This is a genomic window from Janthinobacterium sp. GW456P, assembly GCF_002127655.1.
Lineage (GTDB): Bacteria > Pseudomonadota > Gammaproteobacteria > Burkholderiales > Burkholderiaceae_D > Janthinobacterium.
Genome location: NZ_NEHB01000003.1, coordinates 25,798 through 50,563 on the forward strand (window position 1 = coordinate 25,798; position 24,766 = coordinate 50,563).

Genomic DNA, 24,766 nt, shown 5'->3' on the forward strand with positions numbered 1-24,766 from the left:
TATTCGTTCGATCGGCGGCCTTTTAGCGTTGCACGGGCGCGGCCGTCGGTGCCGGTGGCGCTGTCGGTGCGGGTGGCTCCGGCACGCCATCGGTCTTGCTGCGCAAAACCCTGGGTGTGCCGCGGAAATCGGCCGTATGCAGGGTCACGGGGCGGCGCCAGATGCGGCCGATATACGCCAGTACCTGTTCCGCCCGCTCCAGGTCGAGGCCGCGCCCATCGCGCTGGTGATCGTGGCGCAGCACCAGGCTGCCGTCGTCGTTGAGCAGCGTGACGGCGATGCACGGCGCGCCATAGTTGTATTTGGGCGCCAGGATGGCTTCGCGGATGGCCGGCAAATCGCGGCTGGCCAGGCGCGTTTCGCCATCGCGGTGGCTTTCATGAACGAACAGGCCCAGGCGGTCAGCCAGTTCGCCGTCCAGATAATTGCGTATGAAACTGCAGTCGTCGTCGTCGCGGCAAATCTGGCGCGCCCGCGCCAGTCCTTCGCGCTCGATGATGTGTTCCCACATGCAAAAGCCCAAATGGTAGGGATTGACGGCCAGCGCCTGCTGGTGCTCGCCCGCGTAAGGGCGCACGACGTCCGAATGGGACTTGATGGCGGACAGGTACAAGGCCGGCGGCAGGAAATCGGCTTCGCGCAGCAGCCGCGCATGCCAGTACGAGGCCCAGCCTTCGTTCATGATCTGGCAGGCGTACACGGGATAAAAGTAAAACGACTCTTCGCGCACGGCCAGGAAAATGTCGCGTTCCCAGTCCGCCAGTTCCGGCCCATGTTGTGCGATAAACCAGAGTAAATCGTATTCGGCATTCGGCGGCAGGAGCGGGCGCTGCGCCAGCCTTGCCCGCGCCGCCTCGTGCGCCGCCAGCGCCGCCGCTTCGCCGGGCAAGCGCCGGTAGCGTTGTGCAAAAGGATCTTCCGCGCCGGGTCTGTCTTGCGTGCCGGCCACGCCGGCTGGCGCCGCTGCCACAGCATACGGCGGCCGGTGCAGTTCGGCGTGCACATCCACGTGCTGCTCGAGCGCCAGTGCTGCGTCGAGCACGGCTTCCACCTGCTCTTGCCCATGGCGTTGCAGCGCCAGTTCGAGACGCTGCGCCCGCGCCGCGCTTTGTTCCAGGATGTGCTGGCCCGCCATGGCGCCGAAACGCAGGAACAGGGCATTGCGGCTGGCAAAGTCGGCGTGGCCCAGCACGTGGGCGGTGACGAGGGTGTTTTCCGCCACGGAATTGTGCTCGGCCATGTAGGCATGGCATGGGTCGCCGGGAAACATGACTTCGAACATATGCGAGTTGCCCATCTTTTGATGCACGAGCTGGTGGATGTAGCGCACGCCGAACGACCAGTGGCGCATGCGCACGGGCAAGCCATAGATGGCGATCTCGGCCATGAAACTGTCCGGCACCAGCTCGAACTCGACGGGAGAAAATTCCAGGCCCAGTGTCTGTGCCAGCGCTTCGATGCGGGCCGCGTAGGCGCCCAGGCCGGCTATGTTTGCCGGGTCGGCGAGGCGCTGAGCGACATGCCGCGTCATGCCGCGTCCTCCGTATCGGCCGCCTCGTGCAGGAAAAAGGTGCGGATCGCCGCCCAGATATCGTCATTTTTGCTCAGGATGCTGCTGTGCAAGGGCAAGCCGCGCCTTTCCTGCTCGGCGCACAGGCTGTGCATTTCCGTTTCCAGGCTGTGCGGCACGCCGGGCACGGTTTCCACATAGCCCATGTAATTGAGCAAGGCGGCCAGTTCGCCGAGGGCCAGGCTGGCCGCCGTCCGGTCTTCGCTGAAATTTTCGCCATCGGAGGCATAGAACAGGTAGGCGTTGTAGCGGCCTGGCGCGTAGTGTTCCTGCAACAGTTCGCGGCTCAGGCGAAAGGCGGTGGACGCCATGGTGCCACCCATGCCATTGACCTGGAAGAACTCGGCTTCGGAAAACTCCCAGGCCCGCGTCGTATGGGCGATGAAGCGCGTTTCCACGCGCGCATACCTGCGGCGCAAGCCCTGCAAGGCAAAGAAAAAGAAGGATTTGGCCAGTTTGCGCTCGGCCTGCGCCATACTGGCCGACACATCCAGCACGAAAAACACGACGGCGTTCGTGCTGGGCCGGGGTTGTGGCAGGACTTGGCGGTAACGCAAGTCCTCATTGGTGAAGGGCACGGGCTGCGTTTGCAGCGCGCGCCGCTTGATCGCTTCCTTGACGGTGCGCCGGCGGTCCAGGCGCGACCGGGCGCCATGACGGTCCAGTCCGCTACGCACGAGCTGTACCTCGTCCATCGGCCCCACATGGCGGGGCTGCAGGTGCGGCAGCTCGAAGGCGTCCCACAGCCAGTCGAGAATGTCGTCGATGGGAAACTCCAGCAGCAGGCGCACGGCTCCCTCGCCATTGCCGCCTTCTCCTTGCGTTCCTGCCCCGCCCGTGGCGGCAGGGTCGGCCGCGCGCAGGATATCACCGGGCTGGCCATCGCCCTGGCCCGCGCCCATGCTGTTGCGCGCGGGCGCCAGACGGAAACGCGCATGTTCGAGCAGGCGCATGGGTACTTGCACCGTGCGCTGCTGCGGCCCGCCGATCAGGTCAGGCGTGGCGATCAGCTCGGGCAAGTGGGCCTGCACGGCGTCGCGCACTTTCTGGTTGTGGCGCAGCCAGTCGCGCGCGCCGCGCGAGAACAGTCCGTACCAGGGCTGGGCCAGGTCGGGCGCGGCTGCTCCCGCAGGGCTATCCTGCTTGCCTTTGCCTGGCGAGGTCGTGGCGGACATGGCTATTCCTGTGCCAGCAAGGTGGTCACGTAGTTGAGCGCTTCGCGCGCGCTGTGGGTGTCGTAGCCGTATTCGTCGACCAGGCGTTGTTCGACGGCGGAAATCCTTGCCCGCACGTCGTCATCGGGACGCTTGGCTGAACCCACCAGACGCAGCACGTCGCGCCGCTGCTCGAACAGATATTGCTGGATGGCGTCGTGCAGTTGCGCATGGCTGCCCAGGCCGAATGCCTCGCCCCGCTTGAAGGCGCTCATGGCCTTGCGCACCACTTCTTGGCGGAACGACTGCTTGCCCGCATCACTGATATGGATTTTTTCTTCCACGGCGCGCAGGAAGCGTTCGTCGGGACGGCGTTCTTCGCTGGTGATGGGGTCGCGGATCTGGCGGTTGTCGAGCATGGCTTCGACTTCATCGAGATATTTGTTCAGCAAGTCTTGCGCTTCTTGCTCGAACGACACGAACAAGGCCTTGTGCACGTCGGCCTTGACCCAGCGGTTATAAAAGTCCTTGCGCGTGAGCACCAGGTAATCGACCCACTTGCGCTTGCGCCGCGGTTCGATGCGCGCATCGCTTTCGATGCCGTCTTTCAGGGCCAGCAGCACGTCCATGGTGGACAGGCTGTTGCGCTGGGCGGAAATGATGGCGTGCGACAGGGCATTGATGACGAAACGGGGCGACACGCCCGCCAAGCCTTCGTCGGGCGCCTTGTCGCGTTCGCGCAGGCGGCGGATGTCGGCATGCTGCAAGTCGTCGACGTCTTCGTCGGCGTACACGCGCAGTTTCTTGACCAGTTCCGCTTCCTTTTCGTCGCCCTCGGGCAAGCGGCTCAGGATGGCGAACACGGCCGCCGCATGCAGCACGTGCGGATCGAGGTGCACGTCGCGGAAGGCGGGCGCTGCCGCCAGGATCAACTTGCGGTAAATGCGCGCTTCTTCGCGGTAATTGAGCGTGTACGGCACTTGCACGATGACCATGCGGTCGAGCAGGGCCTCGTTTTCGCTTTCTTGCATGAACTTGCGAAATTCCGCCAGATTCGTGTGCGCGACAATGGTTTCGTCGAGGTAAATCAGGGGGAAGCGCGACACCTTGACATTCTTTTCCTGCGTCAAGGTGAGCAGTAAATAGAGAAATTCCCGCTTGACCTTGAGGATTTCGATCATTTCCAGCATGCCGCGGCTGGCCGCATACACGGCGCCGGACCAGGACCAGGCGCGCGGATCGCCTTCGTCGCCGTACTGTGCCACTTTCGACAGGTCGACGGAGCCCACGAGGTCGGCCAGGTCGGCTGTGGTGGGATCGTGCGGCGCATACGTGCCGATGCCGCAGCGGCCCGCCTCGGACAGGTGGATGCGCTCGACGGGCATGCGCAGGAAGTCACCCCCGTACTGCTCTTCCAGGCGGGCGCGGCAATGGGGACACAGTTCGCCGTGCAGTTCGGCATCATAGCTGGCGCGAAAGTCGGCGCGCATGCTGTGCGGCACCAGATGCAGCGGCGATTCGTGCACGGGACAGCCGGCGATGCCGTACAGCGCGCCTTCGCTGCTGTGGCTGTATTCTTCCAGCCCCCGCTTGAGCAGGATCACCATGGTCGACTTGCCGCCTGATGGCGGGCCCAGCAGCAACAGCATGCGCCGGCCCACTTCGGAGCCGGCGGCGGCCGCCTTGAAGTAGGCGGCGACCCGGTCGATTGCCTCGTCAATGCCGAACAGCTCGTCGTCGAACAGGCGGCAGCGGAAGCGTCCGTTGTCGTCGGTGTGGCCGTTCCAGCGCATCATGTCCCACAGATACTGGTGCGCGCTGCGCGTCAGCAGGCCAGCGCGGCCGGGCAGGATTTGCTCGATGAAGTCGGCAAAACTGCCGCGCCAGGGACTGATGCGGTGTTTTTCCGCCCAGGCCGCCATGCCGTGCACAAAACCCGCATGCTGGCCTTGCTCGCCCGCAGGCGCGTCGTCATGGTGTGGCATACCAGGAATCGTCATTATTTCCCCATCCATACCGTTGCTGCCGTGTGCAGGCCCAGTTCCAGCCTGCCAGTCAAGTATACGACGCTGCCTCTGCCCGCACGACTGATCTCGCTCAACCTTGACGAGGGAACTATTTTTATCCTCGCAGCGCCCATTGAGACAGCACCGCCATGCGTCAGCGCGGTTCAATCCAGATCAATACTGGCCTGCGCGGCACGTCCACACTGGTCTTGCGACGACCCACGAGGAGAACATAATGATAGGTAACGAGAATGGTTTCAGCGCCCCGCCTGGCGGCAGCGGCAGGGGACAAAGCGCGGACGATGAAGAGGCCGTCGGCCAGTTTGCCGCCCCCGGCGAAGACGACAATACGAGCGAGACCGCGTCCGTCTCGGAGGTGCCCGACGCCCTGAGCGGCGTCAGCATGGAACTACTGGAAATCAAGCGCAGCATCGAAGACGGCATGCGCCAGGGTATTTCCCAGGCGGGCGGCGTGCGCGCGGCCGACGCCTTCAGCGACGGCGGCAATATCCAGGGCGTGTCCATTGGCCTGGGCGAGGGCGCCAGCGACAGCTCGTCCGGCGAGCCGGGCTTGCCGGCCCTGACCCTGTACGTGGCCGAGCCCACCTCCGTCGACCGTGCCAAGGCCGCCATCGTGGGGGCCATGGGCGTGCGCGCCGTGGCCAGCGACAGGGTGCCCGTGAATATCGTCGTCACGGGCGTGATCGATGCGCAGCCGCACCGTTTCCGCCTGCGCCCGGCGCCGGGCGGCGTGTCGGTCGGGCATTTCCGCATCACGGCCGGCACCATCGGCTGCCTGGCCGTGGGCCGCAGCGCGCCGCGCAGCAGCCGCTTGATGATTCTTAGCAATAATCATGTGCTGGCCAATTCCAACGGCGGCGTGTTCAACGATTGCATCGTGCAGCCGGGCCCCATCGATGGCGGCCGCTGCCCGCAAGACCAGGTGGCCGTGCTCGAACGCTTCGTGCCCATCAATTTCAGCGGCGGCGTCAACTTTGTCGATTGCGCCACCGGCTGGGCCTGGCCAGACAGGGTGCGGCCCGAACTGGTTTACCTGGACGGCGGCGTGCCTGCCTACTTCCGCATCAGCAATGCCCTGGTGGCGCCCGTGCTGGGCATGCTGGTCGGCAAGTCCGGCCGCACGACGCAATTGACGCAGGGCCGCATCACGGGCCTGGGCGCGACCATCAACGTCAATTACGGCGGCGGCAGGATCGCGCTGTTTCAGGACCAGATCGCCATCACGGGCGTGAGCGGGACATTCAGCGCGGGCGGCGATTCCGGTTCATCCATCTGGACCTGGAACCAGCAGCGCAATCCCGTCGGCCTGCTGTTTGCCGGCGGCAATAACATCACGTTTGCCAACCAGATGCGGCGGGTCGTGGCGGCGCTCGACATCAATTTGTACACTTGAGCACGCTGCCAGGTGCCGCCTTGCATAACGTTGCTTTTTGCACGATGATGATTGTATGAGAGGCCGCAGCCATGCATGGTTGTGCCCGGCGAACGGCGCTACAGCGCCGGATGGCCGGGTGTATCATGGAATGCCTCAGGAGGTTTGTCATGTCAAACAGTAAATTCGTACCATCGCCATATGCCGTCTTCGAAGACGCCGCCATGCCGTACTTGCCGGATGAGATTCCTGGACAGGGCATGGGGCAGTACACTCCGGCCGCGCCCCAGGGCCGCCTGGAAGCGGCAAAGCGGCGCAACGAGCGGGCGCTGATGGCCATCGACGGCGTGGAAGGCGTCAGCGTGGGACACACGGCCGTGGGCAAGGACGCGCTCGTCGTGTATTTGCGCGACTCGTCCGTCAAGCGGCGCGTGCCGTCGCAGGTTGAGGGCTATCCGGTGGAAACGAGCATCACTGGCCAGATCGATATCCAGCGCTGGTAGGCAGGCCTGGCCGCCTGGCCGCTGATCGTTGCGGCGGAAGGCCTGTTGCCAAGCCTTCCGGGTTCTTTTCAGCCTGCCTTACTTGCTCAGGCGGGCGATCGCTTCGGCCACGCCCGCGCCATAGGCGGGATCGCACAGCGTGCAGTTGCCGATGTGGCGTTGCTTGACTTGCTCCGAGGCGCCCGAGATGGCGCGCGCCGTGTTGTCGAACAAGGCTTGCTGCTGCGCCGCGGTCATCAGGCGGAACAGGGCGCGCGGCTGCGAATAGTAATCCTCGTCGACGCGGTGGTTCCAATGGTCGGCCGCGCCCTCGATGCTCAGCGGCGGTTCGCGGAAATCGGGCTGCTCGGCCCATTCCTGCTCACTGTTCGGTTCATAGCCCAGGGTGCCGCCCTGGTTGCCGTCGACGCGCATCTGGCCGTCGCGGTGGTAGCTGTGAAATGGGCATTTCGGCGCATTGACGGGAATATGGCTGTGGTTGACGCCGAGGCGATAGCGCTGCGCGTCGCCATACGAAAACAGGCGGCCTTGCAGCATCTTGTCCGGCGAAAAACTGATGCCGGGCACCACGTTGGCCGGGTTGAATGCCGCCTGTTCCACTTCCGCAAAGTGATTGTCGGCATTGCGGTTCAATTCCAGTACGCCCACCTCGATCAGCGGGTAGTCGCCGTGCGGCCACACTTTCGACAGGTCGAAGGGGTTGAGGTGATACGTGCCTGCCTCTTTTTCCGGCATGATTTGCACGTACAGCGTCCAGCGGGGGAAATCCTTGTTTTCGATGCTTTCGTACAGGTCGCGGTGCGAGCTTTCGCGGTCCTTGCCCACCAGCTCCTCGGCTTCCTGGTCCGTCAGGTTTTGTATCCCTTGCTGGGTTTTAAAGGTGAACTTGACCCAGAAACGCTCGTTTTGCGCGTTCAGGAAGCTGAAGGTGTGGCTGCCGAAGCCGTGCATGTGGCGGAAGCTGCGCGGCAAGCCCCGGTCGCTCATCACCACCGTCACCTGGTGCAGGGCTTCGGGCAGCGAGGTCCAGAAGTCCCAGTTGCTATTGGCGCTGCGCAAGCCGGTGCGCGGGTCGCGCTTGATGGCGTGGTTCAGATCGGGAAATTTCAACGGGTCGCGCATGAAAAACACGGGCGTGTTGTTGCCGACCAGGTCCCAGTTGCCTTCTTCCGTGTAGAACTTCAAGGCAAAGCCGCGGATGTCGCGTTCCGCGTCCGCCGCGCCCCGTTCGCCGGCCACCGTGGAAAAGCGCGCGAACATCGGCGTTTGCTTGCCCACTGCGCCAAAGATTTTTGCGCGCGTGTAGCGCGTGATGTCGTGCGTGACGGTAAACGTGCCGTGCGCGCCCGATCCCTTGGCATGCATGCGGCGCTCGGGAATCACTTCGCGGTCGAAGTGGGCCAGCTTTTCCAGGAACCACACATCTTGCAACAGGGCGGGGCCGCGCGGGCCGGCCGTCTGGATGTTCTGGTTGTCGACGACAGGCGCGCCAAAGGCGGTGGTGAGCTTTTTCATTGGACTCTTTCTTTCATGGCTAGGCAGAGCAATGGACGCACCGGCGCTACTCAAACACTGGCTGGGCTGAATGCACACTCACCGGGGCTGGTCCAGAGTAAAATTTCTAAAATGCAAACCAGTGTAAACTCTTTGCTACGGGATGGCTTGCCACGCCGTCCGAGCAAGCTCAGCTGGCGTACTTGCATCATAATCGCTCCATGGCTGCCGCTCCCGCACGCTTGCAATTTGCCAGTATATAAAGACCGGCGACGATCGCGCCACTGGCCTTTTGCCCAGTTTTTAAAACTTGTTCCAGTTGTTATGCCGGTGCTCCGTCGCTTCCTTCATCAGGTGGCCGGCGCGCAAGGCGTCGTCGGCCTGTACCGTCATGGCCAGTTCCTGGATGGCGGGCGGGTATTCGTGGTGGGCCGCTTCTTCCAGCAACTCACGGCCCTTGGCCAGGTCGCGCGGCACGCCGCGGCCCTCGCGGTAGGCGTTGTACAGCAGGAACATGGCGTGCGGATTGCCTAGTTCGCTTGATTTTGCCAGCCAGCGCGCCGCTTCACTCTGGTCTTTCGGTACGCCTTCGCCATTCGCCGCCAGCAGGCCCAGCATCAGGGCCGCCTTCGCATGGCCTTGCTGCGCCGCTTGCCGGTACCACAGCCAGGCTTGGCCCGGCGTGGCCGCGCGCAGCATCTGGCCCAGCTCGAAAGCCGCTTCCGTGTCGCCGGCGCGGGCCGCCTGTTCGAACAGGCTCAATGCCTCGGCGCGGCGGGCGGGACGGGGCTGGTAAATCAGCGCCAGTTCGCGCTCGGCGACGGGCATGTCCTTGCCGGCCCAGCTGCGTACCTTGCGTTCGGCCTGGTGGTCGCCCGCCTGGCGCGCATGCATGGCGACGGCTTCGATTTCCGCCGCCGTGGGCGGTGGCGATGACTGGCAGGCGGCCAGGGCGGCGGCCAGCACGACGGCGGGAAGGGAGAGTGCGTGTTTCATGTTGATTACCTTTCATCAAGACAGGCCGGAACGACATCCGTCCCGGCCCATGGACCTTATTTGCTCAGGTCGATGCGGTACTTGGCGAAACCGCTGGCGTCGAGTGCGCCTTCGGCCGCCACGCTGGCGATGCCGCTGCCTTGCGCCAGCGCCAGGTGGCCCGGTGCCGAACGCAGGATTACGGGGCCGGCCGTGGCCGTCTTGACGAAGCTCCAGCTGCGCGCGCTGCCATTCGCCGCCAGGGTCACCTTGCCGCCCTTGGTGCTGAGCGACGCCAGGTAGTTGCTGACCACGGCCTGGTTCGCGTCGGGCGACTTGATGATGGTCTTGCTGCCGTCGATGCCTGGCACGGCGCCGCCGCCACCGGCGCGGTAGTCGTTGGTGGCGACGATGAAATCATCGCCGTCGGCCACGGGCGCGCCCTTGTACGTGAGGTTGACGATGCGGCTGCCCGGTTTTTTCGTCACATCGATCTGGTACGTCAGCGCATTGTTTTCCGCGTAGAACACGTCATAGTTATAGATCGTGCCATACGACGGCACCAGATCCTGTTCGGCCGTGACGCTCGGATCGATCTGCGCGAATTGCTTGGCCGACGTTTCCAGCCACGCCTTCAAGTCCGCGCCCTTGATCTTCACGGCTTGCAGGTTGTTATTGCTATACAAATACAAGTCGCCCGGATTGCGCACTTGCAAGCCGATTGGTGCGGCCGGCGTCGCGCCTGCAGCCACGTCCGTGAAGTCTGACGGCCCGTTGCGGCCCGCCTTGAACGGCGCGCTGCACGAGATGACGGGGATATTCTTGTAGCTGGACAAGGTGGCATCCGTGCTGGTGGCGATGAAGTTCTTCACATAATCGAGCTGGGCCTGGTTCACCAGCTGGATGGCGCTGACGTCGCCCACCAGCGCAAAATAGGCGGACATTTCGAAATCCGTGCTGATGCCCAGCGGTTGCTTGGCGTAGGCGATGGTGGCCGCGTGCTCGGTGGCTACCAGCGGCGCGATGGCCGGGTCGGCTTTCACGAGAGTCGTGCCATCCGTGTACTTGAAGCCGCGCGATTCCACCGTCGTCTTGGCCGGCTGCACCACCCACTTGCCGGCCTGGTACACCATGGTCAGTTTGATGATGCCCAAACGGCGGCCCCAGCTTTGCGCCATGACGGTAGGCACGCCGTTCACAAAGCCGTTGACGGCGTCGATCTTCGCGCTGGAGGGGAAGGCGGAAAACGAAGCGTCCAGCGCGGCCGCGCCCGTCTCCTTGCCCTTCGGGAAGATCAAATGCGAGTGGCCTATCATCAGCGCGTCGATGCCCGTGCTGGTCAGGTGATAGCTGCCGTTTTCCATCTTCGGGCTGTAGGCGCTCGTGTCCAGGCCGCCATGCGACAGGGCCACGACGAGGTCGGCGCCCTTGCTGCGCAATTCCGGCACATATTGCTTGGCCGCTTCCTGCACGCCCGTCACGCTGACCTTGCCGGCGAGCACTTTCTGGTCCCATTCGAGGATTTGCGGCGGTACAAAACTCAGCACGCCCACATTGATCTTCACGGTCAGCTTGCTGCCGTCGGGCGCCGTGGCGGCGAAATCGCGGGGCAGCAGGGTGTAGGGCTGGAATATGGGTTTGCCGCTGGCGACGCCGATTACATTGCTCAGCACGGAAGGGAAGGCTGGGGCGCCGCAGGTGCCCGTGGGCTTGGCCACGCCGGGAATGCCGAAATCCGTGTTGGTGATCTGGCTCAGGTAGGGCAAGCCATAGTTGAATTCGTGGTTGCCCATGCCGCCCGCGTCGTATTTCAGCGCATTCATGGCCTTGTGCACGGCCAGGGTGCCGGAGCAGGGCACGGGCGCGGCCACGGCTTGCAGGTCGGCCAGCAAGGTGCCCTGGATGACGTCGCCATCGTCGAGCAGCACATTGTTCGGGTTTTCCGCGCGCGCCGCCTGGATCAGGGTCGACGTGCGCTCCAGGCCCAGGCTCGTGTCTTCGGCCAGCGCATAATAGTTGTAGCTCAACACGTTCGAGTGGATATCGGTGGTTTCCAGCAATGCCACGGTGACCGTCGTGCCCTCGGGAATGGCCGGCGCCGTGTTCGAACTGCCGTTGCAACCGACGAGACCCGCACTTGCCAGCGCCGCCAGCATGACCCAATTTGTTTTCATTACCGCCCTCGGAAAGATTCAAAGGACGCGACTGTAACGCCGCCATATGACGCGGCGATGACAGCCGTGCAAGGCGCATGGATGCAGGGTTGCGCGCGATGGCGCGACGGCCTGTCAAGGGGCCGGCAGTTTTTTCAGCACTTCATTGCTGAAGTACGGCTCGTCTTCTACCCAGAAAATGTAGTCGAGGTCCAGGTAATTGCGGGCAAAATCGAGCATATCTTCCACGGAATTTTTTTTCCTGGTACGGGGATTGATCTGGCGCAGGTTGCCGTCCTGTACGGCCATGCCCTTGACCAGGTTGACAGGATAGTCCCTGATAAAGCCGTAACTCTGGCCCATATGGCTTTTCCGATATGGCATCAGGTCAGGACCGCCCACGCCCATCTGCAGCGTTTGCGCCTGTGCAAACAGGCTGCGCATATAGCCCTTGTCGGTCCACGGCAGCCATTCACCGGGCAGAAAATTCAGATACACCATGGTGGTGGTGTGGGGAAAGGCAGCGGCCAGTACCTGCATGTTTTCCTTGATGGCATCGACATATTGTTGCGGCTTGAAATCATCGGGGAACGTCGTATTTCCCTTGCTGTCCTCCACGCCAATGTCGATCGAGCTTTCGCTGAAATTGATGCCCTCGATTTTCCCGTCAAATTCCTTGCCCAGCGCCTGGATCAAGCGTTGATAACGCTCGCGTACCGGTCCTTCCCACATTTTTGGCGACCAGCCATATTCATCTTCCGTGGCCGCTTTATTCGGGTCGCGTTCCGGTGCGGAAAGCATGCTCTGCTTGATGATGCCGCCCTGGTAGCGAGGATCGCTGAGCAAATACGCCGGCACATTATGGCGTGGCGTGAAGGATTTTTCCTGCAATTGTATCCACAGCTTTTTCCCGATTGAGTCGAGATAGCGGATGTCGTGGCGGATCGCCGCAAAATCGTACCGATCTTGTTCCGGCTCCAGGCTGCGCCAGGTGTACACGATCTGGGCACCGCTGAAGCGCGGATCGCGCAATGCCTTATCCGAGCGTATGTTTTCCCCGTGCTGTTCACGGTGATTAAAGTAAATATAGTGCTTGATCGGGTTTTTTATTTCCGCGGCAATCGCACTGCCCATCATCAAAAAGGCCAATGCAAAAAACCTTGTATAGCTGCGTAAGATCATCGAATCCTTGGGAACGGGGAGAATTTAACTGTTCAGCCGCCAGGCGCTTGCTTCGATCGCCTGGCCGGCCAATTCCACTATAGCACCTTGAGGAGCGTGGCCTGGACTGCGCGGCGTGGCGCCTGGATTTTTTTCGGGACGGCGGGTAACGATTGTCGCGTCAATGCAACTAAGTTGCATTATAATTCGTCAATGCAACTGAACTGCATTTACATTGACCATCACGTACTCACCCATCCGAAGGATTCCCCATGCCCCAGCGCAAACTCCCCGTCACCGTCCTGTCCGGCTTTCTTGGCGCCGGCAAGACTACCTTGCTCAACCACATACTGCGCAACCGCGAAGGCAAGCGCGTGGCCGTCATCGTCAACGACATGAGCGAAGTCAATATCGACGCTTCGCTGGTCAAGGACAGCGCCGAGGCCGCCGGCGCGGCCTTGTCGCGCACGCAAGAAAAACTCGTGGAAATGTCCAACGGCTGCATTTGCTGCACCCTGCGCGACGATTTGCTGCTGGAAGTGCGGCGCCTGGCTGCCGAAGACCGCTTCGATTACCTGCTGATCGAGTCGACGGGCGTGGGCGAGCCGATGCCCGTGGCCGCCACGTTCGACTTCGAGGACGAGCACGGCGACAGCCTGAACGACGTGGCGCGCATCGATTGCATGGTCACCGTCGTCGACTGCGCCAACTTGCTGGCTGACTTCCACAGCGAAGACAGCCTGGAGCAACGGGGAGAAACGGCGGGCGAGGGCGACGACCGCCAGCTGGCCAATTTGCTGACGGAACAGATTGAATTTGCCAATGTCATCGTCCTCAACAAGGTCGACATGGTGGCGGCGGACGAGCGCCTGCGCGTGCTGGCCATTATAAAAGCCCTCAATCCCGGTGCGCGCATCATCGAAACCAACCAGTCCGTCGTGCCGCTCGACGCCATCCTGGGCACGAACTTGTTCGACCTGGAGCAGGCGGCCAGCATGCCGGGCTGGGTGCAAGAGCTGGCCGGCGTGCATGCGCCGGAGACGGAAACCTACGGCATCGGCAGCTTCGTCTACCGGGCGAGGGCACCGTTCCACGCGCAGCGCCTGCACGACTATATTTCGCAGCCGATACCGGGCGTGGTGCGCAGCAAGGGATACTTTTGGCTGGCCAGCCGCCCCGAGTGGGTGGCCAGCCTGTCCGGCGCGGGCAAACTGATGAATATCGAGCCCGTGGGCCTGTGGTGGGCGGCCGTGCCGAAGGAACGCTGGCCCGCGGATGCCGGATCGCTGGCGGAAATCAAGGCGGGCTGGAGCGAGCCGCATGGCGACCGCTACCAGGAGCTCGTCTTCATCGGCCAGGACATGGACCAGGCCGCCATCGAGGCGGACTTAAAGAAATGTCAACTCAACTACACGGAAACGCGCCAGGGCATGGCCGCCTGGCGCCAGCTGCCCGACCCGTTTCCCCAATGGCAACGGATGGAAGAACTCGAAGATTAACCATCGACAGGAAAGCAATATGACAGAACTGATCCCCGTCACCATCATCACGGGTTTTCTCGGCAGCGGGAAAACCACCTTGCTCAAGCGCATATTGCAGGGCGATCACGGCGTGCGCATCGCCGTGATCGAAAACGAATTCGCCGCCGAAAGTATCGACCACGGTTTGCTGGTGCAGGACAGCGGCGAGCAGATCGTGGAAATGAACAATGGCTGCATCTGCTGCAGCGTGCGTGGCGACCTGATCCGCATTTTGGGCGAGCTCTACGCCAGGCGTGAAGCCGGGACCATCGCCTTCGACCACGTCATCATCGAAACGACGGGCCTGGCCGCGCCTGGGCCCGTGGCGCAAACCTTTTTTGCGGAACCGTCCGTCAGTGCGTGCTACCTGCTCGACGCCATCTTGACGGTGGTCGATGCGCGCCATGCGCAGCAGCAATTGACGGCGCACCAGGAAGCGCAGGAGCAGGTGGGCTTTGCCGACCGCATCCTGCTGTCGAAGACGGACCTGGTCGGCAAGGATGAACTGGCCGCGCTGCGCCAGCGCCTGGTCGCCATCAATGGCCGCGCCAGCATACAGAAGGTGCGCTTCGGCAATGTGCCGCTGCGCGACATCCTGAACATCCGCGGTTTTAACTTGAACGCCATCGTCGAGCTGGAGCCGGATTTCCTCGGGGAACTGGGCCACCGCCATGGCGATGGCGTGCAATCGTTCGTGTACCACCAGTCTCAGCCTCTCGATCTGATGCAGGTAGAAAATTTCCTCGACGCCGTGGTGCAACTGTTCGGTAGCCAGCTGATGCGCTACAAGGGCATCTTATATGTCGCCGACCTGCCATGCCGCGCCGTCTTCCAGGGCGTGCACATGCTGATGGGCTCGGAACTGGGCGCGCCGTGGCGCGACGATGAACCGCGCGCCAGCAAGATCATTTTTATTGGCCGCGATTTGCCGCAGGAGATGCTGATCCGGGGCCTGGACCGCTGCGTGGTCAAGTCAGCCAGCCCGGCCGGGGTGGTCGCATGAGCGTGGAAGCGGGCTTGCCCGCCCTGGCGCTGATCTTTTTGCTCGGCATGCGGCATGGGCTGGAACCGGACCACCTTGCCGCCGTCGACGGCCTGACTTTGCGCAGCCAGGCGGCCCATCCGCGCTGGACGCCATGGATGGGGGCGCTGTTTGCGCTGGGGCATGGCGTCTGCGTGCTGGCTCTGGTCACTGTCACCGCCGTGGCAGCGCGGCAATTTACGCCCTCGCCACGCCTGTTCGGCTGGCTGGAATGGCTGCCCATCGCCTTGCTGCTGCTCATCGCCGCCCTGAATGCGCGCAGCCTGCTGGCCGGCGCGCAGCTGGCCGAGGTGCGCGGCCGGCTATTGCCACGCCGGCTGCGGGGCGCTTCCGGGCCATTTGGCGCCATCCTCGTCGGCATGCTGTTCGCGCTCGTGTTCGATACGGCCTTGCAGGCGGCAGCCTGGGGCTATGCGGCCGTCGCGCTGGGCGGCATGGGGCCGGCCTTGCTCACGGGGACGGTGTTTGCCGCCGGCATGGGCGTGACGGATACCTTCGATGGCTGGGTCACGGCCAAGGTCATGCGCACCGGCAAGCTTGATGTCGTGCGCGCCTTCCGGCGCCGCCTGGGCTGGCCCATCGTCGCCATCTGCGTGGCGATGGCCGCTTACCTGGCTGCCGGCAAGCTGGAACCGGCCTGGTCGCTGCCGGAAAGCTGGACGGCGGCGCTGGGCGCGGCCATGCTGCTGCTGATGGCGGCCCTGTACGGCTGGACCTTGCTCGGCTTGCGCCGCGTGCGTGCATGAGGGAAGGGCGTGGGTATAATGGAAAAAAACTGCCGAGTCCTCCCATGCCCGCCTCCGATATCGTCATCCGCCTGCTGACGCCAGCCGACACCACCGCCTTTTGCGCGCTGCGCCTGCGCGCCATCCTTGATTCGCCCAGCTCGTTTTCCTCGTCGCGCGAGGATGAACTGGCCCGGACGCCCGAAGAACACGTGCAGCGCATCGCCGGCGGTGCCATGCAGCGGGGCTTTGGCGCCTTCGATGGCGAGCGTCTCGTGGGTTTTGCCGGTTTGCGGCGCGAGCCGCTGCGCCAGCTGTCGCACAAGGCCGTGTTATGGGGCGTGTTCGTCGATGTGACGCAACGGGGCCACGGTGTGGCGCGGCGGCTCGTCAACGCCTGCATCGAGCTGGCCGAGTCGGACCCGGCCGTCATGCAGGTGCACCTGAGCGTGAATGCGGAAAACAATGCCGCCCTGCGCCTGTATGAATCCTTGGGATTTATCGCGTATGGCACGGAGCCGCGCTCGATGCGCGTGGGCGACTTGTTTTATGACGAGCATCACCTGGCCTTGCTGCTCAAGTGATGTTTCGGAGGAATTATTTACAGCGCGGGCACAGGCCCTTGATCAGGTAATCGACTTCGCCGCCGCTGAAACCTTCCGGCAGAAGCACGGGCGGCGGCAGCTTGACTTCATTGAAGCAGGTGACGTTCGCGCATTTGGTGCACTGGAAGTGCGCGTGCTCGTGCGCCTGGTGGCCGGCACCGGCGCTGAAGCGCCACACCTGGTCGGCGCCCGCGATGCGGTGCACCAGTGCATTTTCCGTCAGCCATTCCAGCACCCGGTACAGGGTGACGGAATCGATATCGCTGTCCTGCGACAGCGCTTGCTGGATTTCATGGTGGGTCAGCGAACGGCTTTGCGCCATTAAAAAGTCGAGCACCTTCACGCGCGTCTTGGTGACGCGGGCGTTGGTGTTGCGGATCAGCGATTCGGCGTGCGGTGTAGAAGATGATGTCAACATGATAAGCCTGCTTGCGGGAGATCGGCTGGCGGCGTCATCGCCGTGCCTGTGCCACCCTATGGGCCGTATCTTAGCACGCGTGCCGCACAGCATGAAGCCGCGTCATGGTTTGAACGTCCAATAGCGGCCCGCCGGCGTATCGACGGGGTCGAGAAAGCGCTGGTCGGCGCGCGCCTGGTTGCGTATCAGATAAAACATGTCGGACAGGGCCGAGCGTTTTTCCGCAAAGTACGAGTGCTTCATGAAGCTCGTGTCCACGCCGGTGGCGTCGATGGTTTCCACGCCCGCCACGATCAGCATGCCGGCGCCGCTGTCGCCCGCGCGCGGATAGCCGTGCACGACCTTCGAGGCGGCCAGGGCCAGATCTTGCGAGGAAGCATACAAGGTCACGGGATTGCGCGCCTGGGCCAGTGCCGGCGCGATCGTGTGCTTGAAGATGGCCGCGTCGATATCGGGCGCGGAGAGGATGATTTCCGTGATCTTTTGCGCCAGTTGCGGCTGCGCGGCCAGCAAGTCCGCTACGGCCCGTGCCAGGCCCCGGTTGCCCATGCTGTGGCCCACCAGATACACTTGCGCCGCTTCCGTGCTGGCGAGAAAGTCGGCCAGGAAGGCCGTGAGGTGGGGCGTGCTCCATTCGATATTGTTTTCATCGATGGTGTAGCTGGCCACGTCGCCGCGCGACGGCCAGCTGTAGAACACGGGCGCGCCATCGAAGCCCAGGTCGTAGGCCATCTGTCCCGTGCGCCGCGCCGCATCCTCGAAAGTCACGTTATAGCCGTGGATAAAGATAAAGGCGCTCTTGCCGGCCGCAGCGCGGATCTGCGTCTTCAAGGCCGCAAAGAAGTTGTCGCGGTCTTGTACTTCGGCAGACAGCAGCACCACGTGCTTGGCCGGGTCGTCGCGAAATTCCAGGCGCCACAGCGACGGCGATTCCAGCTGGCCCATGCGGTGGTCGCGCGGGATGCTGATGTCGCAGCTGCCATAGGCGAGCGGGCCATTGCCGCTCATGATGTTGCGTTCGCCGCTGAAGCGCTGCGCCGGCGGCTTGCCCACGTCGCGCTGGCGGTCCGTGGCGAAATACACTTTCACCACGGCATAGTTCGACACGACGGTGCTCTTATCGGCCGGGGCGGGCGCGGCCTCCACTTCGGGTGCCTGGGGGAAGGGGCGCTGCAGCACATCGAGCAAGCCTTGCGCGGCAAACAGGGTTTCCATATCGTCGGGGACTTTCGCCGCGGACAGGGCGGCCGACAGGGCCAGTTGCAGCTGGGGAGAGGCGGGTTCGGCTTCCAGCGCGGCGATGGCGGCCAGGATGGCGGCGGCGCTGTCGAACTTGGCGATGGCCAGCTTCAGGCGCTCATAGTGGCTGGCGACGGCTTGCGGCGCGTGGCGGGGCGCGCCATGTTCGATGGCCGCCACGACGGCGGAAGTAATCAAGTCCATGCGCCACCTGCCTTTCAGGTCAATCTGGATTAAATATCAACCCATATTGCCATAAAAGCACGCAAAAAGCGACTTGTCCAGCACCGCGCGCAGGCGGTGCGCGGCAGATCAATGCTGCTTGTCGTCGCTGAACTGCTGCGCCAGGGATTGCAGAGGGGCCAGCGTCAGGCCGCCGCGGCTCACGTGCTCGGGGATGGCCACGCGCACGGGCTTGCTGTGCATGTTGGCGGACGACAGCACGTTCGTCGTGGTCTCGGGTGCCGCGTTCCACACGGGATCGACGATGCCCTCGAAAACATGTTTCAATTGTTCGCCCCAGGTGTCGCGGATCATGCGGAAATACTGGTTCTTTTCATCGATGGTGACGAAGCGCGTGACGGCCAGGCTGCCCGTCTCGTAGACAAGCAGGTCGAGCGGCAAGCCGACGGAAATGTTCGAACGCAAGGTGGAATCCATGGAAATGAGTGCGCACTTGGCCGCTTCATCGAGGCGCGTGAACGGGTTGACGACGCGGTCGATGATGGGCTTGCCATATTTCGCTTCGCCGATCTGGAAATACGTGTTTTCGTCGTGCGATTCGATGAAATTGCCGGCCGAATACACCTGGAACAATCGGCAACGCTCGGCGCCTATCTGGCCGCCCAGGATGATGCTGACATTGAAATCGATGCCGCAGTCGGCCAGGGCCTTCGCTTCGCGCAGGTGCACGGTGCGCACGGCTTCGCCCACGATGCGCGCCGCGTCGTACATGCTGGGCACGTTCCAGATGCTGCTTCCGTCCGCATCGACGTGTTCGGAGACGATCTGGCGGATCGCCTGCGAGATCGATAAGTTGCCGGCCGTCATCAGGACCAGCATGCGGTCGCCCGGGTTCTCGAACACGCTCATCTTGCGGAAGGTGCCCACCTGGTCCACGCCGGCGTTGGTGCGGGAGTCGGACAGGAAGACCAGGCCTTCGTTCAGGCGCATGCCTATGCAATAAGTCATCGTCGTAAATCAAATCAAAAGGGGTAGCATTCTACACCAGCCGGGGCTTGAATATCCGCCGCAAGCCCCGGCCAGCCTCATTCCTGCCGCTTTACACGGGCACGATCTGCACGTCCACGCGCAGGGTTTCCGTGCCGCCGCCCTGGCGCACGCCGCGCACGGGCGCGGCCGAATCGTAGTCGCGCCCGATGGCCAGGCGGCAATACGCGTCCGTCATCAACCGCGCATGCGTGACGTCGATGCTGACCCAGCCCGCGAAATCCGTGTCTTCCGTCCAGGCGTCGACCCAGGCGTGGCTGGCCGCGTGGCCCGTCGTGCCCGGATCGATATAGCCGGACACATAGCGGGCCGGGATGCCCCAGGCGTGGCAGCAGGCGAGGAACAAATGCGCGTGGTCCTGGCACACGCCGCGTCCCAGGGCCAGGGCGTCGCCGGCCGTGGTGGTGACCATGGTGGCGCCGCTTTCATACGCCACCTTGCCGACGATGTGCTCGGCCAGGCGCAGCAAATGGCCCGTGCCGGCCCTCATGCGGCGGTCCGGCAGGCTGGCGGCCGCCAGGTCCACGATGGCGGGGTTCGCTGCCGTCAGCGGCGTTGGCATGGTAAACAAGAGCGGCGACAAGGTGTCGACCAGGTTCAGCCGTCCCTTGTGCGGGTAGATGGTTTCCACCACGCCCTGGGCGACCAGGCTCAGCGACTGGTGGCTGCCGTTGATCGTCAGCATGTGCGACAGATTGCCGTAGGCATCCGTATAGGCGTGGCACTGGCCAGGCGTCGTGATTTGCCAGGAGAGTGCCCGCTGCTGCGGCTCGATACGCGGCGTCAGGTGCAGCTGCTGGATGGTGTAGGCCAGCGGTGCACTGTAGGCGTAATGGGTGGCGTGGCGGATGGTGAGCTGCATCAGGCCGCCAGGGGAACGAGGAAGTCGCGGCTGACCCGGTTGCCCAGCTCATAGATGTTTTCTAGAAACTCCGTCAGGGTATGGTGCAAGCCGGCCTTCATGATGTCGTCGATATGGCCGAATTTCAGCTCTGCATGCAGCTTGCCGGCGAACCGCTCCGTATCGGCCGATACGTCGTTGCGGATATGCTTCAAATTTTCCACCACGTCATCCATGCAGGCCAGCAATGACCTCGGCATGTCGCCGCGCAGCATCAGCAATTCGGCGACGCGCGCCGGGGTGATAACGTCGCGGTACACCTTGCGGTAAATCTCGAAGCCGGAAACGGAGCGCAGCAGGGCCGCCCAGTAGTAAAAATCGCGCTGGGCGATGTCTTTCGAGGTGTCGCGCGCGCCATGGAACTTCACGTCGAGGATGCGCGCCGTATTGTCGGCCCGCTCGAGAAAAGTGCCGAGGCGGATGAAGTGGATGGCCTCGTCCTTGAGCATGGTGCCCAGGGTCACGCCGCGCGACAGGTGCGAGCGGTACTTGACCCATTCGAAGAAGGCGCTCGGGTCCGTTTCCAGCAGATTGCTTTTCAAACGTTTCTGCATGTCGAGCCAGGTGGCGTTCTGGATTTCCCACACTTCGGTCGTCAGGGTGCCCCGCACGGCGCGGGCATTTTCGCGCGCGCCCGTCAGGCAAGCGAGGATGGACGAGGGGTTGTTCGGGTCGCGCACCATGAAATCGAGCACGTCGCGCGTGTGGAAGCGGCCATATTTATGGTCGTACGCGCTTTGCAGCTCGGAAATCCCCAGTGTGGCGCGCCAGCCCTGTTCCGCGTCCTGTTCGGACTGGGGCAGCATGGACGTTTGCATGTTAACGTCCAGCATGCGCGCCGTGTTTTCCGCCCGCTCCGTGTAGCGGGCCATCCAGAACAAATGATCGGCGGTGCGGCTCAGCATGTTTTCTCTCCTGCAAAAGCTGCTTTTTCTTCTGATAATGTGGCTTCCAATACCCAGGTATCTTTGGTGCCGCCCCCCTGCGAGGAATTGACGACCAGCGAGCCTTCGCCGAGCGCCACGCGGGTCAGGCCGCCCGGCACCATGGAAATCGTCTTGCCGGACAGCACGAACGGGCGCAGATCGATATGGCGCGGCGCGATGCCGGCCTCGACATACGTGGGGCAGGCCGACAGGGCGAGTGTCGGCTGGGCGATGTAGCCGCCCGGATTGGCCAGCAGGCGCTGGCGGAAATCCTCGATCTGCGCGGCGCTCGACGCCGGCCCCACCAGCATGCCGTAGCCGCCCGCGCCATGCACTTCCTTGACCACCAGTTTCGGCAAATTCGCCAGCACGTAGGACAGATCGGCCGCCTTGCGGCACTGGTAGGTGGGCACGTTGTTCAAGATCGGCTCCTGCGACAGGTAAAACTTGATCATGTCGGGCACGAAAGGGTAGATCGACTTGTCGTCGGCCACGCCCGTGCCGATGGCGTTGGCCAAGGTGACTCGTCCCGCGCGGTAGACGGACAGCAGGCCCGGCACGCCCAGCGAGGAATCCGAGCGGAAGGCCAGCGGATCGAGGAAGTCGTCGTCGACCCTGCGGTAGATGACGTCGACGCGCCTGGGGCCGCGCGTGGTGCGCATGTAGACGGAGTTGTCGTTGACAAACAAATCCTTGCCCTCGACCAGTTCCACGCCCATCTGCTGGGCCAGGAAAGCGTGCTCGAAATAGGCGGAGTTGTACATGCCCGGCGTCATGACGACGACCGTGGGGTCGTCCACGCCCATCGGCGCGACGGAGCGCAGGTTGTCGAGCAGCATGTCCGGGTAATGGTCGACGGGCGCGATGCGGTTGCGCGCGAACAGTTCCGGGAACAGCCGCATCATCATCTTGCGGTCTTCCAGCATGTAGGACACGCCCGAGGGCACGCGCAGATTGTCTTCCAGTACATAGAATTCGCCCTGGCCCGCGCGCACGATGTCGACGCCGGCGATGTGCGCATAAATGTCGGAGGCGACGGCAATGCCCTGCATTTCCGGGCGGTACTGGGCATTCTTGTAGATTTGTTCGGCGGGAATGATGCCCGCCTTGATGATGTTTTGCTCATGATAAATATCATGGATAAACATGTTCAAGGCTTGCACGCGCTGGACCAGGCCCGTCTGCATCTGCGCCCATTCGGCGGCGGGGATGATGCGCGGGATGGTGTCGAATGGAATCAGGCGTTCCGTGCCGGCATCGTCGCCGTAGACGGCGAACGTGATGCCGACGCGGCGGAACGTCAGGTCGGCTTCGGCCCGCTTGTGGGCGATGGTTTCGGGCGATTGCTGTTCCAGCCAGTTGTTGAATTCACGATAGTGTTCACGTACCTTGCTGTCCGTACCCACGTCATCTGCAGTCATTTCATTGAAAAAATTTGCCATGTTGTGATTTCCCTTGAGCCGTGTCTGACTATTGCTCAGCAGGAAGCGTGCCAATGGGGTACACCCGAAAGCATAAAAAAATGACCACTTTTGTGGCGTAAAACCGTCATTCGCACCGCTTTGGTGCGCTACGGCAGCGATTTTGCAGGCAGATGGGGCGCAGCTGCGATCAGGCGTCCGGCGTGACGAAGGGCCGGCAATCGATCGGCAGGTCGATGGTAAACGTGGTGCCCGTTTCCGGCGCACTGTCGACCAGCGCGCTGCCGCCGTGGCTTTCCGCCACGTTTTGCACGAAGGGCAGGCCGATGCCCCAGCCGGGCGCGTTGCCTTCGTGCTCGCGGCGCAGGTATTCGAAAATGCGCTCGGTCTGTTCCTGCGCGATGTTGCTGCCCGTGTTGTGCACGCTCAAAATCATGCGTTCGCGCAAACTGTCGACATGAATATGGATGGGACCGTCGTCGCCATACTTGACGGCATTACCCACGAGGTTTTCCAGGGCCCGCCGCAGCGAATTCTCGCACCACCAGCCGGTGACAGAGACGCCCGTGACCTGGCATTTTCCGGGATGGCCCGTATTGACGCTATCGCCGACCTTGTGCACCAGCGGCAGGATATCGAAGCGCTGCAGCACCAGCGGCAGCTTTTGCCCCCGGTGGTAGCTGAGCGTATCGAGCAACTCCTGGATCATCTCGTCGAGGCGCTTGCCGTGCTCGATGATTTTCGACGCCAGGGCCGGCACATCGAGCTGCTGCGGGCGCCGCTGCAGCAGTTGGGCGCTGTTGAGCATGACGGACAGGGGATTGCGCATGTCGTGCGACAGCCCGGCGGCGATGCGGCGCTGAAAACTATCGTGCATGGCGGTAAATTCCAGGATGGCTTCGCGGATGCCCGTATCGATCGAGGCATTGATGATCTTCCAGTCCCGGCGCCGCAGCGGTACGCCCGCCTCGAGGGCCGCATCGGCGAAGCAGTCGCGGAAAATCTGGTACTCCTGGATTACCTGTTCCGGGCCATAGCTGGTCATGCGCGCCCGTTCGTTGCCATGCACGGCCGGGGCGTTGGTATTGCTGGCGGCATTGTCGCGCGGATAGCCGGGCGTGAGCGCTTCGGCCAGGTTGTCGAAGAAGGCGGGCAAGGTGTTGATGAGGATAGGCGTGAGCAAGGCGTCGGCGCCGCGTACCTTGGCGCGCACTTCGTGTTCCCACTGCGTCAGCACGGCATCGCGCATGCTGAAGATGCGCCGCGTGCGCGCGGGCATGTCCAGCGCATGCATTTTCTGGTCAGAGGCATAGGTCATCGCGGCTCCCCATCGACATCCCGGCATCCGCGCGATGCAAGGCGGGAGCTACAGTATCCTCCAAATCGGCGCGCAGGTGGTGTTCAATTTGGCGCGCGGGCGCCTGTCATGACGGCGCTCAAATGGCTGAGGGCCGCATCCCATTGCTCCAGCGAAAAGTTCTGCGGGTCGTCATGACCATTCGCAAAGCCCGTATCGAGCACGGCGTGGAAGGCGGGGATCAGCCACGTGCCCTTGCGCACGCTGGCGGCGATGTACAGCAGGGCCAGTCGCTCGTATTGCGCGGGAGTAAAGCCGGGATCGGGCGCCAGCCCGTCGTTGCCCTTGCCGCCGCCGGGCACCGAGCGGCGCGGCTGCACCAATTCCACGTGCAGGAACAATCCCGTCAGCGACGGTTTGTCCTTTTCCAGCTTGCTGGCGTAGCCGGGCGTGCCGAAGTCGCGCACGGCCAAGGAAGCGCCGAGGCGGTTCACGTAGACATGGCCTTTCGGACCGCCGCCCAGCGCCGGATTGCGCAAGCTGAAGTCGTTGAAGTCCCAGCTGGCGTCGTTGATGTGGCCGGGAATGGTTTCGTTGAGAAAATTCGGGTAACTGGTGTCGTGGATGACGAAATAGCGGGCCATGGGCGCGGCCAGCCGGCCCGCGGCGCGCGACAGTGGTGCATCGACGGCGCCGCCCGCGTCCGCCTCGGCGATGCCTTGTCCGGCCAGCCAGGCGCGCAGGGCGATGGGGTCGATGCCAGTGCGCTGGCCGACGTGCCCGGCAAGAAAGGCCGGCAGCGGCGCGCTGTCGCCCAGGCGCGCATACAGTTTCACGGGGCGCAGCAGACACGTGGCTTGCGCCCGCGCATCGCCCTTGAAGCCGCTTTTCCAGGCGGCGTAAGGGCAGGCGGCTTGCTTTTGCGCAGCGGCGGGCAGGGACATGCAGAGCAGTAACAGCAGGGCAGGGAGTTTCATGCGGGCATTGTCGCCCAAATCCGGCCGTTGGCACAGGCGCGCACGCGAAGCTGCCA

The 24,766-nt window shown here is 63.3% G+C and carries 21 protein-coding genes; 6 read left to right on the forward strand and 15 right to left on the reverse strand.

All coding sequences use genetic code 11. The annotated features are described in order from the left end of the window. Positions 1 to 22 precede the first annotated feature (22 nt). The 3 genes from CBW66_RS04125 to CBW66_RS04135 are packed head-to-tail and all read right to left on the reverse strand — an operon-like array spanning position 23 to position 4,709. Complete coding sequence (locus tag CBW66_RS04125) at positions 23 to 1,531, reverse strand: SpoVR family protein (protein ID WP_086136723.1); 1,509 nt, start codon at positions 1,529 to 1,531, stop codon at positions 23 to 25. Beyond that, positions 1,528 to 2,745: a DUF444 family protein gene (locus tag CBW66_RS04130; RefSeq protein WP_086136724.1), complete on the reverse strand. Its 1,218-nt coding sequence runs from the start codon at positions 2,743 to 2,745 to the stop codon at positions 1,528 to 1,530. The genes CBW66_RS04125 and CBW66_RS04130 overlap by 4 nt, the downstream gene beginning before the upstream one ends. Positions 2,746 to 2,747: 2 nt before the next feature. Beyond that, entirely contained in the window at positions 2,748 to 4,709 is a 1,962-nt protein-coding gene (locus CBW66_RS04135) for a serine protein kinase (protein ID WP_086136725.1), read from the reverse strand. Positions 4,710 to 4,965: 256 nt separating this feature from the next. On the opposite strand from CBW66_RS04135, the gene CBW66_RS04140 reads away from it, so the two are divergent. After that, the gene (locus CBW66_RS04140) at positions 4,966 to 6,144 is read left to right on the forward strand and encodes a hypothetical protein (protein WP_086136726.1); all 1,179 of its coding nucleotides are present in this window, start codon (positions 4,966 to 4,968) and stop codon (positions 6,142 to 6,144) included. A gap of 149 nt (positions 6,145 to 6,293) precedes the next feature. Further along, a complete protein-coding gene (locus CBW66_RS04145; protein WP_086136727.1) occupies positions 6,294 to 6,626 on the forward strand; it encodes a hypothetical protein in 333 nt (110 codons plus the stop codon). 78 nt (positions 6,627 to 6,704) lie between these two features. Here CBW66_RS04145 and CBW66_RS04150 read toward each other — a convergent pair whose 3' ends face one another. The 4 genes from CBW66_RS04150 to CBW66_RS04165 form a co-directional block, all read right to left on the reverse strand. Continuing rightward, on the reverse strand, positions 6,705 to 8,141 hold the full coding sequence (locus CBW66_RS04150; RefSeq protein ID WP_086136728.1) for a catalase: 1,437 nt from the start codon (positions 8,139 to 8,141) through the stop codon (positions 6,705 to 6,707). A 282-nt stretch (positions 8,142 to 8,423) separates the two neighbouring features. Continuing rightward, entirely contained in the window at positions 8,424 to 9,116 is a 693-nt protein-coding gene (locus CBW66_RS04155; protein WP_086136729.1) for a tetratricopeptide repeat protein, read from the reverse strand. 56 nt (positions 9,117 to 9,172) lie between these two features. Next, positions 9,173 to 11,269, reverse strand: a complete 2,097-nt coding sequence (locus CBW66_RS04160; protein WP_086136730.1) for a bifunctional 2',3'-cyclic-nucleotide 2'-phosphodiesterase/3'-nucleotidase — start codon at positions 11,267 to 11,269, stop codon at positions 9,173 to 9,175. Between the two features lie 114 nt (positions 11,270 to 11,383). Continuing rightward, positions 11,384 to 12,430 (reverse strand): hypothetical protein, encoded by a 1,047-nt coding sequence (locus tag CBW66_RS04165; RefSeq protein ID WP_205701091.1) that lies wholly within the window; start codon positions 12,428 to 12,430, stop codon positions 11,384 to 11,386. A gap of 251 nt (positions 12,431 to 12,681) precedes the next feature. Here CBW66_RS04165 and zigA point away from each other — a divergent pair, with 251 nt between their 5' ends. Genes zigA through CBW66_RS04185 form a run of 4 tightly spaced genes read left to right on the forward strand, consistent with a single transcriptional unit; the run spans position 12,682 to position 16,280 of the window. Further along, the gene (gene zigA / locus CBW66_RS04170) at positions 12,682 to 13,908 is read left to right on the forward strand and encodes a zinc metallochaperone GTPase ZigA (protein ID WP_086136731.1); all 1,227 of its coding nucleotides are present in this window, start codon (positions 12,682 to 12,684) and stop codon (positions 13,906 to 13,908) included. 19 nt (positions 13,909 to 13,927) lie between these two features. Further along, the gene (locus tag CBW66_RS04175; RefSeq protein ID WP_086136732.1) at positions 13,928 to 14,932 is read left to right on the forward strand and encodes a GTP-binding protein; all 1,005 of its coding nucleotides are present in this window, start codon (positions 13,928 to 13,930) and stop codon (positions 14,930 to 14,932) included. Next, positions 14,929 to 15,717, forward strand: a complete 789-nt coding sequence (locus tag CBW66_RS04180) for a hypothetical protein (protein ID WP_086136733.1) — start codon at positions 14,929 to 14,931, stop codon at positions 15,715 to 15,717. The genes CBW66_RS04175 and CBW66_RS04180 overlap by 4 nt, the downstream gene beginning before the upstream one ends. A gap of 44 nt (positions 15,718 to 15,761) precedes the next feature. Beyond that, positions 15,762 to 16,280 carry a GNAT family N-acetyltransferase gene (locus CBW66_RS04185; RefSeq protein ID WP_086136734.1) on the forward strand — a complete coding sequence of 173 codons (519 nt, stop codon included), beginning with the start codon at positions 15,762 to 15,764 and terminating at the stop codon, positions 16,278 to 16,280. Between the two features lie 13 nt (positions 16,281 to 16,293). Here CBW66_RS04185 and CBW66_RS04190 read toward each other — a convergent pair whose 3' ends face one another. From CBW66_RS04190 to CBW66_RS04225, 8 genes are all read right to left on the reverse strand, one after another. Continuing rightward, positions 16,294 to 16,719: a Fur family transcriptional regulator gene (locus CBW66_RS04190; RefSeq protein WP_086136735.1), complete on the reverse strand. Its 426-nt coding sequence runs from the start codon at positions 16,717 to 16,719 to the stop codon at positions 16,294 to 16,296. A gap of 102 nt (positions 16,720 to 16,821) precedes the next feature. Continuing rightward, the gene (locus tag CBW66_RS04195; RefSeq protein WP_086136736.1) at positions 16,822 to 18,162 is read right to left on the reverse strand and encodes an alpha/beta hydrolase; all 1,341 of its coding nucleotides are present in this window, start codon (positions 18,160 to 18,162) and stop codon (positions 16,822 to 16,824) included. Positions 18,163 to 18,270: 108 nt separating this feature from the next. Continuing rightward, entirely contained in the window at positions 18,271 to 19,149 is an 879-nt protein-coding gene (locus CBW66_RS04200; protein ID WP_086136737.1) for a peptidase, read from the reverse strand. Between the two features lie 91 nt (positions 19,150 to 19,240). After that, positions 19,241 to 20,050 (reverse strand): transglutaminase family protein, encoded by an 810-nt coding sequence (locus tag CBW66_RS04205; protein WP_086136738.1) that lies wholly within the window; start codon positions 20,048 to 20,050, stop codon positions 19,241 to 19,243. Then, a complete protein-coding gene (locus CBW66_RS04210; protein WP_086136739.1) occupies positions 20,050 to 20,994 on the reverse strand; it encodes an alpha-E domain-containing protein in 945 nt (314 codons plus the stop codon). The genes CBW66_RS04205 and CBW66_RS04210 overlap by 1 nt, the downstream gene beginning before the upstream one ends. Then, on the reverse strand, positions 20,988 to 22,457 hold the full coding sequence (locus CBW66_RS04215; protein ID WP_086136740.1) for a circularly permuted type 2 ATP-grasp protein: 1,470 nt from the start codon (positions 22,455 to 22,457) through the stop codon (positions 20,988 to 20,990). Before CBW66_RS04215 ends, CBW66_RS04210 begins: the two co-directional genes overlap by 7 nt. A gap of 169 nt (positions 22,458 to 22,626) precedes the next feature. Continuing rightward, the gene (locus CBW66_RS04220; RefSeq protein WP_170932813.1) at positions 22,627 to 23,754 is read right to left on the reverse strand and encodes a sensor histidine kinase KdpD; all 1,128 of its coding nucleotides are present in this window, start codon (positions 23,752 to 23,754) and stop codon (positions 22,627 to 22,629) included. An 83-nt stretch (positions 23,755 to 23,837) separates the two neighbouring features. Next, positions 23,838 to 24,710 (reverse strand): hypothetical protein, encoded by an 873-nt coding sequence (locus CBW66_RS04225; RefSeq protein ID WP_139841552.1) that lies wholly within the window; start codon positions 24,708 to 24,710, stop codon positions 23,838 to 23,840. Positions 24,711 to 24,766 lie beyond the last annotated feature (56 nt).

What these genes read in the sequence shown, in the direction of transcription:
- CBW66_RS04125 (WP_086136723.1), bottom strand. Translation starts at nt 1,531, where the DNA reads ATGACGCGGCATGTCGCTCAGCGCCTCGCCGACCCGGCAAACATAGCC.
- CBW66_RS04130 (WP_086136724.1), bottom strand. Translation starts at nt 2,745, where the DNA reads ATGTCCGCCACGACCTCGCCAGGCAAAGGCAAGCAGGATAGCCCTGCG.
- CBW66_RS04135 (WP_086136725.1), bottom strand. Translation starts at nt 4,709, where the DNA reads ATGCCACACCATGACGACGCGCCTGCGGGCGAGCAAGGCCAGCATGCG.
- CBW66_RS04140 (WP_086136726.1), top strand. Translation starts at nt 4,966, where the DNA reads ATGATAGGTAACGAGAATGGTTTCAGCGCCCCGCCTGGCGGCAGCGGC.
- CBW66_RS04145 (WP_086136727.1), top strand. Translation starts at nt 6,294, where the DNA reads ATGTCAAACAGTAAATTCGTACCATCGCCATATGCCGTCTTCGAAGAC.
- CBW66_RS04150 (WP_086136728.1), bottom strand. Translation starts at nt 8,141, where the DNA reads ATGAAAAAGCTCACCACCGCCTTTGGCGCGCCTGTCGTCGACAACCAG.
- CBW66_RS04155 (WP_086136729.1), bottom strand. Translation starts at nt 9,116, where the DNA reads ATGAAACACGCACTCTCCCTTCCCGCCGTCGTGCTGGCCGCCGCCCTG.
- CBW66_RS04160 (WP_086136730.1), bottom strand. Translation starts at nt 11,269, where the DNA reads ATGAAAACAAATTGGGTCATGCTGGCGGCGCTGGCAAGTGCGGGTCTC.
- CBW66_RS04165 (WP_205701091.1), bottom strand. Translation starts at nt 12,430, where the DNA reads ATGATCTTACGCAGCTATACAAGGTTTTTTGCATTGGCCTTTTTGATG.
- zigA (WP_086136731.1), top strand. Translation starts at nt 12,682, where the DNA reads ATGCCCCAGCGCAAACTCCCCGTCACCGTCCTGTCCGGCTTTCTTGGC.
- CBW66_RS04175 (WP_086136732.1), top strand. Translation starts at nt 13,928, where the DNA reads ATGACAGAACTGATCCCCGTCACCATCATCACGGGTTTTCTCGGCAGC.
- CBW66_RS04180 (WP_086136733.1), top strand. Translation starts at nt 14,929, where the DNA reads ATGAGCGTGGAAGCGGGCTTGCCCGCCCTGGCGCTGATCTTTTTGCTC.
- CBW66_RS04185 (WP_086136734.1), top strand. Translation starts at nt 15,762, where the DNA reads ATGCCCGCCTCCGATATCGTCATCCGCCTGCTGACGCCAGCCGACACC.
- CBW66_RS04190 (WP_086136735.1), bottom strand. Translation starts at nt 16,719, where the DNA reads ATGTTGACATCATCTTCTACACCGCACGCCGAATCGCTGATCCGCAAC.
- CBW66_RS04195 (WP_086136736.1), bottom strand. Translation starts at nt 18,162, where the DNA reads ATGGACTTGATTACTTCCGCCGTCGTGGCGGCCATCGAACATGGCGCG.
- CBW66_RS04200 (WP_086136737.1), bottom strand. Translation starts at nt 19,149, where the DNA reads ATGACTTATTGCATAGGCATGCGCCTGAACGAAGGCCTGGTCTTCCTG.
- CBW66_RS04205 (WP_086136738.1), bottom strand. Translation starts at nt 20,050, where the DNA reads ATGCAGCTCACCATCCGCCACGCCACCCATTACGCCTACAGTGCACCG.
- CBW66_RS04210 (WP_086136739.1), bottom strand. Translation starts at nt 20,994, where the DNA reads ATGCTGAGCCGCACCGCCGATCATTTGTTCTGGATGGCCCGCTACACG.
- CBW66_RS04215 (WP_086136740.1), bottom strand. Translation starts at nt 22,457, where the DNA reads ATGGCAAATTTTTTCAATGAAATGACTGCAGATGACGTGGGTACGGAC.
- CBW66_RS04220 (WP_170932813.1), bottom strand. Translation starts at nt 23,754, where the DNA reads ATGACCTATGCCTCTGACCAGAAAATGCATGCGCTGGACATGCCCGCG.
- CBW66_RS04225 (WP_139841552.1), bottom strand. Translation starts at nt 24,710, where the DNA reads ATGAAACTCCCTGCCCTGCTGTTACTGCTCTGCATGTCCCTGCCCGCC.